Below are 13259 nucleotides of genomic sequence, written 5' to 3' on the forward strand. Positions count from 1 at the left end.
TATATGTGGTAAAAATAGGCTTTATAGTTGGCTAATTCAAGTTCACTTTTTCACCGATTAAGATAGTATTAAACTCAAATTTATCTCTAATCTCTTTGGCAATTACATTATTGGGCTTTAGCACAGCGTCTTCAAACAAACTGATATAAGCTAATTTGCATTTCTTACCCAAATCATTGTACCAGAATCTACCAAAATGGCTATCAGTCTGATTGATTTTTGGATACAGCAAAATGCTCTTTTCTGCTTCCCAATGAAGATTATAAGTAAACATTTGCTTCAAATCATCATCAGAAGGTTTGTTGTTTTCTACAATTTTCCACTTTGTATCAATGACTATGGTTTCAGTTCCCCTATACACAATATCAGGTCTGATTTTTTTATATTCCCAAAACTTCTCCGAGTTTTGATAGGAAACAGAATGACCTTCTGGTTTGTGCTTGTTTAATATTCTGAAAACATACTCTTCCCAGAGTTGATTCATGTCAAACAATAAAGTCAACATATTTTGATTACCAGAATTTAAATTGGGAGAATAGTTCAGGATAATCATCTTGGAGATTTCTACTGCTTTCTGGTAAGGCAATACTTTTCTATTGAAATCGATTTTGGTAAAATGTGTCTGGGTTATACTGACCTCTTTAAAATCCTGAAACTCAAAAATCACCCTGTTCAGCCTATCTGTCAACTCCATACCTACAAGTTCTTTCATCAGCATCAAAGCCTTAAAAATGATTTGGTGTACCAGATGGTCTTTGTCATAAACTTGATGCTCACAAAAAAACCTCTCTTTATGGATGATGTTCTTTAAGTTTTTTGAAAAAACCAATTTACCTTTCAGTGCCAATTGGTTACTTTGAACTCTCCTGTACTTCTTGATTAGACCTTTGTTTATCAATCCTTCAACTTCATCCAAGAACATTTCAAAGTAAATATCCAAGATAGAGTTTTGTCTTTTTTTGAGATTGGCTTCTGAAACTTTGTCAATATCAATGTGTTTGCACACTTTGAGCATGTTCAACAATACAGACTGCCATTTACTTTTATCAGGTATTGAATGATTATCAGCCTTTGGTAAAATCTCAATTGTTAAACCACCAATCTGTATCACTCCAACATAGCTATTGAATAAAATTCCTTTATGTATAATAGTGTAGTACCTGTTGTGATTCTTTTCATTGAATTGTACCAATGCATCAAAATGACTTTTCTTAAAGTCTGAACTTTCATCATACTTAAGTTTATGATGTTCAAAAACCTGTATAAAATTCTTTTTACTCATATATGGATGTGAAAGTTCTGGCAGTCCAACTATCTACTGATGTGAATTCATATATTATTTTATCAGAGAAAGAGCTTGTATCACCATCCTCGCCATACTTAAAGTTGGCAGGAAATTTTGCTGATACAGATTTTTGTTTGATAAACTCACCTCCCAACACTAATCCAATTTTTCCAAAGTCTCCAAAGAAATACTCTTCTAGTAGAGGGATAATGTTATCCTTGAAAACCAAAGTCAATTCTTCAAACGACTTGACCTTTATAAAGAAGGAATGGCCTATTTGGTGGTCTTTATCTATTAAGAGTTCTATTCTTTGATTAATGGCTTCAAGAACAGAGGCCAGGTTTATTTCTGCACCATCTGAATGTTTTATTATTGCTTGGGATTGATGCTCTGTAAGCAAAATTTTAGGGTCAGGCTGCATTTCAATAAAAGCGAATCTTCTTCTTAGTGCTGTGTCTAATGCTTCAACACTTCTGTCAGCTGAATTCATTGTGCCTATGATGTAGAGGTTATCTGGGACTGAAAATTTCTTGTTGGAATAGGGAAGTTCTACTTCAATGTATTCTGGATTAATTTCTTTAATTCCTTTCCTCTTATCATTTTCTATGAGAGTTATCAATTCTCCGAATATAGAGGACACATTTCCCCTATTAATTTCATCAATAATCAAAACATATCTTTTATAATCCTGGTCATTTGCAGGAACATTGAAATACTCCACAAATGATTCTAACTTAATATCTTCATTGTAGAACTGATAAATAGATTGTTGGGAAATACCTTTGTTAATAAACAAATCTGGTGAAGCATCCATGTTTGTTGCCAACCATCTGACTTTTCTAAAGTGGAAGACATCAAACTCTTTTGAATCATCATAGAAATAGTCAGATTCAATAATTCCAACAGCATCAATAATTTTGTTCCCCTTTGAAATAATTACAACATCTCCAATCTGCATGTTCTGAAACGAGTACACAGCCTGTATAACAAATCTGCTATCTTCAATCAATTTTGGAAACTGCTCTTTAAAAGCTTCCCTGAAATCTCTCCAATCTTTAATTGAGGCTAAATGGCTGAAATCATTTTCACCTCCCCAGCCAAGAAAAATTAAATTGTTTTCAATACTCCACTGGTGAATATCTAATCTTTGCTTCCCGCCCAAACTCATTTTGAAGAAACGCTTGTTTTGAAAATCAATAATTTGGGATGTTTCTACTTTGCCAGATATACCTTTAGCTGAGTTACAAAGTCTTTTAAAAATCCCATCCTTGATTTCATACTCTAAATTCCCATTTTTCAGGCTTTCTTCATCTTCTGGTTCTTGTAATACTGGTTTAATGCCTTCGATGAAATCTTCATAGCTTACACTCTGATGAAAAGTTGTAAAATTTATTTGCCCAATAGAATAGAGGTCATCATATCTTTCAAGTATAAATTCCCTGTCTGCCTCATCATAATTGAGATTATCAATAATTTCTACTGCCATTTTTTTGGTGAAATAGGTTTTACCAGTACCAGGAGCACCAAAAAGTATTTGATTGAGAGGCTGCTTTATAAGTTCATTTGATGCTTTTATTTTGTAAAACACGCTCTTAATGTCTTGTAATTGCTCATTATTTTTTTGTGGTTCAATCTGAAAGAATTTTAATGCCCCTGGAGCTGAATTGATTTTGACTGAAAAACTTTCAAAATCAGTATTCCATTTAACTCTTAAATCAATTCCATTTTTTGGATTGTCAATTACAGTCCCAATTGCTCCAACCTTGATGTTTTCAGGATTTTTCTTCTCCCGATAATACATAGCTAGTTGTGACCCTTTGCTGAAAGTATTGAGATAATTTTTAGAAATTTCAGTATAACCAGACCAATAATTGTTCTTTATGAAATCATCATACTCTTTTGATTGAGAAAAGGTAACCAAGGCATAGTTCCTAAATAGATTTATTCCTGTCTTGTCTTTGATTTGAGTTAGAATAAATGTGTAGTAATGCTCATAAAGATTATCCCAACTATCTCCTATAGGAGCGTGAAATGATAATTGGTAAACATCTGAGAGTTCAACACATTCATAAATATGCTTATCAAAATACCCTTGTGAAAGCACTTCATCTGACAATTGTTCTAAATCTTCAGCAATATCTGAACTCAACCTGTTCTTCATCAGCCAATTTACAAACAGTTGCTTTTGTGAAGTTAGACCCTTAATTCCTTTTCTGTGCTCATCAAATAATCTCCACAATCTATGAGCATAAGTGAAATATTCCTCTTGTGAGGGTTTCTGCTCCATCAAATATTGTTGTAACTCAGAGGTTTTTGCTTTTTTCTTTTTTGGAAAACCTAGTTCTTCAGCAACATATTTTACACCCTCATATTTAAAGATGTTAACCAAATTGTACTCACCATATAAAAAGGCTATTTTCCACTTGTAGGCAAATCCCAAATCAAGCGAGTCAATTTTATCTAATCTATTTTGTTTAGAAAATTTGATAATGTCTATTATAATGGACTTGACTGTATCAAAAGCTTCCTCCTTTGACTCTCCATATTTTTTAAACCAAGCATACTCTCCATCTGTAACTCTATTAATGGCATCAACCTCTTTTTCAATATCACTCCTTCTGTAAATACCAAATTTGTATGCTGAACCTCCCCAAATACTTCCTAAGTCAGTTGTTTTACTTTCCAACCAATAACAAAATGAGTTCTCTCTCTCAAGATTCGTATACTGGTCAAGTGACATCTCCTTAACCTTGTCTTCACTCCAAACTTTTAAAAATTCCTGTTTTAAGTTGTCTAACTCTTGCACTGTATCTTTTCTGGTTTAACTGTTGCATCCAGGCTGAAAACCTGAAAAAAAATTTTTTTTTTTTAAAATTTCCAAAGTGTGAATCTCCCTATTGAAACCCACCCCCTCTTATTCCTGACAAAACATCCCCTACCTAACTTTAGGCAGATAGATTCTTTGCCAGAGCTAAAATAATTGTTTTTGTTTTTCTGGTACTTGAAAAGCTAAGCTCTGCTTTCAGAGTTCTCTACTCCAATCAACTTTCTTTGAATTCAAGCACTTGAAAATCTGACCTTCCTCGCATCTCCTGGTGCTCTTCCAATCTCCAAGGAGTGCAAGCTGAATTATTATGGTGTGGATTAAGCTCAACCTTCAATTCCTCTACTTGGCCCCGCCACCCTAAAAACCCCCACTCATGCTGAGCAATGATAGTCATTGTGCTAAGTCAGTCATAGTCAAAATCCTTCAAGGTGATAGCTGTAAGGAATTACACAGACAGACTTCGCAAACTCAATTCAAAACTCAAAAAAAATGGTAACGATTATCAATTACAAAGAAAGACAAAAAGAGGATGGAACTTCACTTTTTGTCCTTGAACTTCAGGGTGGTATTGAAATGGTTCAGAGCAAGGCTACTGGAAATTTCTATGCCACAGCCAAGAAAGCCAACCTGCCATCAACCTTTGATGAGCTGACCTGTAAGGCTCTCATTGGAACCCAGATGCCAGGGGCAATTGAAAAAGTGGAGTGTGAACCCTATGAGTACACCATCCAGAGCACAGGGGAAATCATTACCCTTGCCCACAGGTACAGCTATGTTCAGGAGAGCAAACCTGCTGTTCAACCTGTCAATGAGAGCTTCAGACCCAATATGGAAGCATTCTCCAAGAATGGCAAGTATGAAATGGCTCATGCCTAAACCTGTTGAGGCCTGTTTGTCCTGATGGATGAACAGGCCTTTTCTTCTTTTTTAATTTATTTTACCATGGATGTAGCAGAAATCAAAGTATCATACTCAACCAATCACAGCCAGAGTGTAGTGTTGAACAACAGTAGAAGCACTTACAATCTTATTCTGTCCAATTGGGATAAGGATATTATCGAGTTTCAGGAAGAAAGCAAGGTTATTATGGTCAACAGGGCTAATAACCTTTTGGGGATTTTCCCACTTTCCAAAGGTGGTATGACTGGAACTGTAGTTGATGTTAGGATTATCCTGAGTGTTGCCCTTAAATGCCATGCTTCAGGAATCTTTTTAGTCCATAATCATCCCAGTGGGAACTTGAAGCCAAGTGAAGCTGATAAGCAAATTACCAGGAAACTAAAGGAAGCCTGCAATCTCTTGGACATTACACTGATTGACCATTTAATCATTACCAAGAGTGATTACTACAGTTTTGCCGATGAACGCCAGCTCTGAAAATATCCCAAATTTACTGTTGGATTATACAATAGAATAAGGAAACAGTCTGGAACTAGGAGAAGTTCCAGATTCTCCCTACATCTATTTACAAAAGGATAGGTACATCAGTTCCAATTTGGGTTGTTTACAATCAAGAATTCAAACCTGCTATTTCTATTCGCTTTTGACACTTATTTGAATTTAAGTAAATCACAGCAGATAGGTATTAATAGCGAAAATTTTTCAAAACTTGAAGAGTTCCGAGGCTTCAATCTGAAGTTTGGAAGCTATTGTATACAGCAGAAAACTTGAAGGGTTGGTATTTCCCGCTTCAATCCTGTTCATATTAGTCCTTTCAATATCACAAAGGTTGGCAAGCTCAGTTTGGGAGATATTCTTCTGTTCCCTAAGCTGTCTTATCCTATTTCCAAGTGCTATTTGAAATTCCTTTTTGTTCAATTTCTTGGCTAACTGTTAATAGCCAAAAGTTGTCATATTTGATAAATCTATTGTTATCAATAATGATACAGTATATTTGTACTTGATGATGGCCTATTATGGGAAACCATAAAAACACTAAACTCAACAGCAATACCTTTAAAGTTTTATAAATTATGACTATAACAATAATATCACTTTTCTTACTGGCTGGTGTTTTCTATTTGGCCACAAGAAACAAGGAAAAAAAAACTACAAATGGGAAAAAAAACCACAACCCAGATATCAGCAATGAACTGAATTCAATTTTGAAGGAATATTGTGAAGTGGCAAATGACGTAAAGAAGTTGGTAATGGAATCAGCTGGAATGAACAATTTTAGTTTCGCACAAATTGAAAAAGCTGCCATTGCACAAGAATTAAAAATTGCATTCAAGTCAGGGAAATTTTCAAGATTGGTAGAAAGCTATTTAGATGAGAATTTTGATTCTATAGAATATATATCCCAATCTGTTATAAACTTAGGAGGGATTACTTCCCAACTGAGCCCTATGCAGCTGCAATTGCTGAATCTTAAAATCCCATATATTGAAAGTGACTTGCAAAGGGAAATTGTTCAAAATCTGGAAACCAATTTGATTTTGGAAAGTCAGGACATTCAAGAGACTAAGGCATTTATATTGAGATTGATTCTAAAAACTAAAAATCAATTGACCAAGTATTACTTTGATGCTAAATAAACTGAATCAAGCTTATTCTGAACTCCAAAATTTGGTCAATGGTCACAGGTATTCCATTGACCAAATCAACTGGTGGCTTTTGAAATATGGAGATTTGTACAAAGATGTTTCCAAGAATAATAATAAGCTCTGTCAAATATGTCTTGAAGGTTCAGAAGAGAATCTTCCTTATGATTGCATCAGAAAGCCTGATTACTGCACGAAAAGACCTGAACTTGGTTTATTCATAAATTTTTGGGAAGAGTTAGATAAAGCCACCCAACTACATAAACTTGAAAAAAAATGCCAGAGAGCTTTTGATGAATATTGTAATCTTATTTGTCTTGATGAAGAGCTAAGGAATTGGGTTGTTAAGCACTATCACATCTTTTATCAAATTGGAGCTTACTTTTCAGCATATATGGAATTCAATACTAATGGAGATAAATCTTTTCATGTTGTTGAAGCTCCAGACTTGTCCTTTGGAGTAACTGTAAGGGAAGATGATTTCAATAGTTCCATCAAATTCTATGATGTCTACCATGACTTGTATTACAATCAGAAACTCTATCCTGAGAAGATTAAAGAATGGGATGAGCTATTTGCAAAGATTCAGTTTCCAAAGAATGACCTATAAATCATTGAGCCACCTAAAAGGTGGTTTTTTTATACCAACCCATGAAACAACTCAATCTTCCTTTCAAAATAGACAAGCAATATGAGAACTGGCAGTTTGAATTGGATGCTCTTGATGACAGATTACCTGGCTACCACAGTTATTTATATATAGGTGAACAGCTAAATTATTTTCTGAACTATCCTACAGATTCAGCTGAACTGATTTTTAATGGAGATTATCTTACAGCAGTTATCCTGATTATGAAAATATCCACAGGTAATGAGCTTAATGATTTGTTCCATTTCCTGGTACATTACAAAGCCACAGAGATTAGAACAGATGAAGATTTCAGATTGTACAAGTTTGGACAGGTTCAATATTGTATGACCACTATCCCAAAGAAAGGAGAATTTATTATCGTTTATGGCACGTCCAAGTTCATGCAAAAGCATCTATCCATTATACTATTTGCTATCAAAAAGGCATACAATTAGGCATACAACTTTTTGCAAAAGGCTACATCTAACACGTATCAACTATATAATCAGCTGGTTCAGAGCACCTCGTTTACACCGAGGGGGTCGGGGGTTCGAACCCCTCATCGCCCACAACAAAAAGCAGAAATCTTCGATTTCTGCTTTTTTGCTTTTAGGACGTATCAAGAGCTCTGCTTTTGTAAACGGACGAGAAGCAAAAAAGAAATCGGTTGTAAACCGATTTTTCTTTTTGTTGTGGAGGCTACACCACTCAGGGTTCACCGGAGCGCAGCGGAGGTAAACCCCTCTCATCTCACCATAGAAACCGATTTTGCTTTTTGTTGTGGAGGCTACACCGCTCAGGGTTCACCGGAGCGCAGCGGAGTTAAACCCAAAAAAAAATCCAGCCAACTCCTTTTCCTCTTTAAGGCAACCCCAGCAACATCCCCAACAATCCACCATTCCACCCCTTTCTTTTCAAATCAAACCCGACGTTCCGCAAAACCACAAAACGCTCATCCCTGCCTTCCCGACGAAAATCCTTCAGAAGCCTACGCTCGTTCATCCAATAAAATTGAACTGCCCATAATGGCTATCATTGCGCTAAAAAATTGAGCTGTAGCGGCTTGCAAAACAAGTAGGAAAAGCAGTCAAAACATTAACATGCTAAGGGAAAGCACCCTCAGGATATTTACGTACGTTTGGCCCATTTTTCTATAAACGTTAGAACCTTAATCAACTAAACTAATCAAATTGAAACAGAATTATCTTTTCAGGCGGGAACGTTCATGGCTTTCGCAATTTTCCCTTTTCGCAGCATTGCTTTTATGCTGCCAGACACTGTTTTCCCAGCTCACCATCCCGGCGGGAAACACCTACACATTCTTGGACAACCGGCCGCTGTCGGTAAACGACAACCATGAGCGGTTGGCATCAATCTATACCGCCGCAGAACTCGGCATGCCCGCCGGCTCAACCATTACGGGCATTCGGTATTACTTGCAGTCGGTTTCCGCGCCTCAGAATACACCCATGAAGGTGTATGTGAGCAATCGCGGCACCAGTACCAGCTACTTTTCGATGATTTATCAGAATGTAGTGCCGACAGGCTCGCCGGCGTACTCCGGAACAATGCCATCCACGGCGTTCGTGCCCGGCGGCTGGATCAATATTCCATTCACGACGCCTGTCACCTATACCGGCAACAACATCCAGGTTTTGGTGGAGACAAACGGGGGAAATGCCATAACGGAATCAATGACCGCCAAACAGTTCAGATGGTCGCCCGGCCCCAGCAATTCTTCTCAATATTGGTATTCCTGGACATCGCCCTTCGACGATAATGACTACGGCGTTCCGGAAGGCGGGCGGCCGAACATCCAACTTTTTTACACCACGCCGGGTGCGGCCGGCAACGTGTCGTTTGACAACGTACAATTTACCGCATCTGAAAACACGAATGCTGTTATCACCGTGAACCGCAACGGCGGAAGCACAGGTGCGATTTCGATAAACTACGCCACGAGTAACGGCACTGCCATCGCAGGACAGGATTATACGGCGGCTTCCGGGACATTGACTTGGGCCGATGGCGACATGACTCCAAAGACTTTTACGATTCCGGTGGCTGCCGATTTCGTACTCGACAATGCTGAAACGGTTGGCCTGACGCTCTCCAATCCGGTGGGCACGACCATTGCCAACGGCGAAACGGCCACGCTCACGATTACGGATGTTTTGCCGCCGATGTCGGGCACTTACACCGTAGGCGCTGGTGGCGATTATCCTTCATTGACAAACGCTGGCGGCATCTTCCAGCAAATCAACACTAGGATTGCAGGCGTTTCCGGGCCGCTGACCATCAACATCATTTCTGATTTAACGGGCGAAACCGGAAATATCGCACTGAACCAGATTGCCGGCAACCACCCGGTTTTGATCCAGCCTTATGGCGCGCCAAGAACCGTAACTGGATCAATCAGCAACAGCATCGCAAATCTCGGCCTGATCAGATTTGAAGGCGCCGACAATATCACCATCAACGGATCGCTTGCGGGTGCCAATGCCCCGGGTTGCCTGATTGGTGGCGACGCGTCAATAAGACAATTGACGTTCGTCAACAACACCGGCGCCAACACCGCCTGCATCTTGTTCCAGTCGGCGACCAACGGCGCTTATAACAACACGATTAAAAACGTCAACGTTTTCGGGGCTTCGCCAAGCACCGGATACGGCATTATGTTCCGCGTATTTCCACACAGCAGCCAAGTACCGTCGTTGGTCAACAACCAAAATACTCGGGTGGAAAACTGTGCGGTTAAAAAAGCCGGTATCGGCATTTGGTCGGCCGGGTCCACGACAAGCAACCCAAATACCGGGCTGGTCATTACCCAGAACGACATTTCGGCTACCGGAACCGAGAAGGTTTCCAAATACGCCGTGATCATCTCCAACGAAACCAATCCGCAAGTCACCTATAACAAGGTTTACATCAACAACTCGACGACTGATTCCAGCGAAACAGTTGGCCTTGCCATCGGAACGGGCCAAGCCTATTCGCCGAGTGTCACCAGCGGCGGCATCAGCGGTGCATTGGTCGCCAACAACTGGATTACCGGCGTGGTAAGCACCGTTGATTTGGGCGGTTCTTCGGCGGGCATCGCCATTTCCGGGACAGCGTTCGGCACGCCCAATATTGTACGGAACAACATGATCAGCAATGTGTCGGGAATGTCCCAATTCAATTATCACGTAGCTGGTATCTGGGTCGTGGGCGCGGTGGCATCCGAGACCAAACTCTACAACAATTCCATTTCACTTTACGGCGATCGCGGACCTGAAACAAACCAATCGCCAAGCTACGGCATCGCCATCTCGGGGCTTGACCCATCGGTGGAAATGAAGAACAACATTGTCTCGACCACGCAAATCGCTACAGGTGGTGGCGCTGTGAAGACTTATGCATTCGGAACATTGAGCACGACGTTCAACAACCTCATATCAAACAACAACGTTTTTTATAGTGCTGGCGCTCAGGATGGCGGCTTCCGTGCAGGCGGCCTGTCAAATACCGTCGGAACCAGTTATGCGACGTTGGCTGCTTGGCAGACTTTGACCTCAAAAGAGGCCAATTCAATCGAGGTGCAACCGATTTTTACCGCGCCAACCGATTTGCACCTCACGGCCGGAAGCAACCCGACCATCGAGGGCATCGGAGTGCCGATTGCGAGCGTCGTTGACGACATCGATTGCCAACCGAGAAGCGCGACCAATCCTACGCCTGGCGCGGACGAAACCAACGTGAGCGGATTTCCGATTTCGGCTGCCGCGGGCACCAACGGTACGATTTCGCCATCGGGCACAACCACCGTGACCACCAATGGAAGCCAGTCGTACACCATTACGCCGAATTGTGGTTACGCCATTGCGAATGTCTTTGTGGACGGTGTTTCGCAAGGCAATATTGCATCGTACACGTTTACGAATGTGACGACAAGCCATACCATCAGCGCTGTTTTTACGACAAGCTTGCCAACGATTACGGCTTCTGGTGCAACCACATTCTGCGCAGGTGGAAGTGTAACCTTAACCTCGTCATCACCAACCGGAAACGTCTGGTCAACCGGTGCCACAACGCCTTCGATCACCGTTACGGAAGCAGGTTCGTACACCGTTTCCGTCAATGACGGAACATGCGCAACGCCGCCATCGTTACCCACCGTGGTATCGATTACATCTGGGCCAGCTACGCCAACGATTACGGCTTCTGGTGCAACCACATTCTGCACAGGCGGAAGCGTCATTTTGACTTCATCATCGGCCACCGGAAACGTCTGGTCCAACGGTGCGACAACACAGTCGATTACCGTTACGGATTCTGGATCATATTTCGTAACCGTCAACAACGGAAGCTGCAACTCTAATCCTTCCGTTTCAACTGCCGTAACGGTTAATCCTGTTCCGTCCACGCCAACGATTACCGCTTCTGGCGCGACGACTTTCTGCGAAGGCGGAAGTGTGACCTTGACCTCATCATCACCAACCGGAAACGTCTGGTCAAACGGTGCTACGACGCCATCGATTACCGTTACGGAAGCAGGTTCATATTCGGTTTCTGTGAATAACGGCAGCTGTGATTCGGCGGTTTCGGGCGCGACGACTGTCACCGTGAATGCATTGCCGGCGACGCCAACGATTACGGCTTCGGGTGCAACCACTTTCTGCGCAGGCGGAAGCGTCATTTTGACTTCATCATCGGCCACCGGAAACGTCTGGTCCAACGGCGCGACGACGCCATCGATTACCGTTACGGAAGCAGGTTCTTATTCTGTTTCTGTGAATAACGGCAACTGTGATTCGGCGGTTTCGGGCGCGACGACTGTCACCGTGAATGCATTGCCGGCGACGCCAACGATTACGGCTTCGGGTGCAACCACTTTCTGCGCAGGTGGAAGCGTGACCTTGACCTCATCATCACCAACCGGAAACCTCTGGTCTAACGGCGCGACGACGCCATCGATTACCGTTACAGATTCAGGATCGTACTCGGTTTCCGTGAATAACGGCAACTGTGATTCAGCGGTTTCCGCTACGACGACGGTCACCGTGAATGCATTGCCGGCAACGCCAACGATTACGGCTTCGGGCGCGACCACTTTCTGTGCAGGCGGAAGCGTGACCTTGACCTCTTCATCTGCAACCGGAAACGTCTGGTCAAACGGCGCGACGACGGCATCGATTACGGTATCGGAAGCGGGTTCATATTCGGTCTCTGTCGATAACGGCACATGTACGTCGGCTGTATCCGCTGCCACAACCGTTACGGTAAACGCATTGCCGGCCACGCCTACGATTACGGCTTCGGGCGCAACGACGTTCTGCGAAGGTGGAAGCGTGACCTTGACCTCGTCATCGGCGACCGGAAACGTCTGGTCCAACGGCGCGACGACGGCATCGATTACCGTTACAGATTCAGGATCGTACTCGGTTTCCGTGAATAACGGCAACTGTGATTCTGCGGTATCGGACGAAACAACCGTTACGGTTAATGAGGCACCAAACGCGGAAGTCACGCAAAGCGGCGGCATCGTTACCGCAACCCAATCCGACGCAACCTACACTTGGTACACATGCGGCGGCGAGGTGATTGCCGGCGAGACTGGACAGGCGTTCATCCCGACAGTCACAGGCGACTACTACGTTGTGGTTTCAAACGGCAATTGTACGGTAACGTCTGATTGTATTTCGGTGACGGAATTGGGCACCGGCGAATTCGGCCGCGACCTGTTCATGATTTACCCGAACCCGGTGAACGATGTGCTGCATATCGACTACACAACTGTCCTGATGCAAGTGGAAGTTTACAGTATTACGGGGCAACGCCTGATCTCGAAAAACGGAAACGCTACATCGGCACAAATCGATATGAGCGCGCTGCCGGCGGGAATGTTCCTGGTGAAAGTAACTGCCGAGAACGCTTCACAAACTTTTAAGGTCATCAAGAAATAAATAAACAACACTTTTTTTAAGCCCGGAA

9 protein-coding genes are annotated in these 13259 nt (G+C 42.0%); 6 read left to right on the forward strand and 3 right to left on the reverse strand.

Features of this window, described 5'->3' with window-relative positions:
* Positions 1-31 precede the first annotated feature (31 nt).
* Both ACM9J1_RS08065 and ACM9J1_RS08070 read right to left on the reverse strand, forming a co-directional pair.
* Positions 32-1282: an McrC family protein gene (locus ACM9J1_RS08065; RefSeq protein WP_415581521.1), complete on the reverse strand. Its 1251-nt coding sequence runs from the start codon at positions 1280-1282 to the stop codon at positions 32-34.
* Positions 1275-4091, reverse strand: coding sequence for an AAA family ATPase (locus ACM9J1_RS08070; protein WP_415581522.1), 2817 nt, complete (start codon positions 4089-4091; stop codon positions 1275-1277). Before ACM9J1_RS08070 ends, ACM9J1_RS08065 begins: the two co-directional genes overlap by 8 nt.
* A 510-nt stretch (positions 4092-4601) precedes the next feature.
* Here ACM9J1_RS08070 and ACM9J1_RS08075 point away from each other — a divergent pair.
* Both ACM9J1_RS08075 and ACM9J1_RS08080 read left to right on the forward strand, forming a co-directional pair.
* On the forward strand, positions 4602-4988 hold the full coding sequence (locus tag ACM9J1_RS08075; RefSeq protein ID WP_415581523.1) for a hypothetical protein: 387 nt from the start codon (positions 4602-4604) through the stop codon (positions 4986-4988).
* 66 nt (positions 4989-5054) lie between these two features.
* A complete protein-coding gene (locus ACM9J1_RS08080; RefSeq protein WP_415581524.1) occupies positions 5055-5489 on the forward strand; it encodes a JAB domain-containing protein in 435 nt (144 codons plus the stop codon).
* Between the two features lie 225 nt (positions 5490-5714).
* Here the strand turns inward: ACM9J1_RS08080 and ACM9J1_RS08085 are convergent, their stop codons facing one another.
* Complete coding sequence (locus ACM9J1_RS08085; protein ID WP_415581525.1) at positions 5715-5930, reverse strand: helix-turn-helix domain-containing protein; 216 nt, start codon at positions 5928-5930, stop codon at positions 5715-5717.
* 155 nt (positions 5931-6085) lie between these two features.
* On the opposite strand from ACM9J1_RS08085, the gene ACM9J1_RS08090 reads away from it, so the two are divergent.
* The 4 genes from ACM9J1_RS08090 to ACM9J1_RS08105 all read left to right on the forward strand — a co-directional run bounded on the left by ACM9J1_RS08090 (position 6086) and on the right by ACM9J1_RS08105 (position 13231).
* The gene (locus ACM9J1_RS08090) at positions 6086-6649 is read left to right on the forward strand and encodes a hypothetical protein (protein ID WP_415581526.1); all 564 of its coding nucleotides are present in this window, start codon (positions 6086-6088) and stop codon (positions 6647-6649) included.
* Positions 6639-7265: a hypothetical protein gene (locus ACM9J1_RS08095; RefSeq protein ID WP_415581527.1), complete on the forward strand. Its 627-nt coding sequence runs from the start codon at positions 6639-6641 to the stop codon at positions 7263-7265. The genes ACM9J1_RS08090 and ACM9J1_RS08095 overlap by 11 nt, the downstream gene beginning before the upstream one ends.
* 41 nt (positions 7266-7306) lie before the next feature.
* Positions 7307-7741, forward strand: coding sequence for a hypothetical protein (locus ACM9J1_RS08100; RefSeq protein ID WP_415581528.1), 435 nt, complete (start codon positions 7307-7309; stop codon positions 7739-7741).
* Positions 7742-8476: 735 nt separating this feature from the next.
* A complete protein-coding gene (locus tag ACM9J1_RS08105; protein WP_415581529.1) occupies positions 8477-13231 on the forward strand; it encodes a beta strand repeat-containing protein in 4755 nt (1584 codons plus the stop codon).
* Positions 13232-13259 lie beyond the last annotated feature (28 nt).

The organism is Flavobacterium longum, from assembly GCF_965137575.1.
In the GTDB taxonomy this organism is placed as follows: Bacteria; Bacteroidota; Bacteroidia; order Flavobacteriales; family Flavobacteriaceae; genus Flavobacterium; species Flavobacterium longum.

Bases quoted from the DNA above. Each gene is read 5' to 3' on its own strand.
- ACM9J1_RS08065 (WP_415581521.1), bottom strand. From the start codon at position 1,282: ATGAGTAAAAAGAATTTTATACAGGTTTTTGAACATCATAAACTTAAG.
- ACM9J1_RS08090 (WP_415581526.1), top strand. From the start codon at position 6,086: ATGACTATAACAATAATATCACTTTTCTTACTGGCTGGTGTTTTCTAT.
- ACM9J1_RS08080 (WP_415581524.1), top strand. From the start codon at position 5,055: ATGGATGTAGCAGAAATCAAAGTATCATACTCAACCAATCACAGCCAG.
- ACM9J1_RS08095 (WP_415581527.1), top strand. From the start codon at position 6,639: ATGCTAAATAAACTGAATCAAGCTTATTCTGAACTCCAAAATTTGGTC.
- ACM9J1_RS08075 (WP_415581523.1), top strand. From the start codon at position 4,602: ATGGTAACGATTATCAATTACAAAGAAAGACAAAAAGAGGATGGAACT.
- ACM9J1_RS08100 (WP_415581528.1), top strand. From the start codon at position 7,307: ATGAAACAACTCAATCTTCCTTTCAAAATAGACAAGCAATATGAGAAC.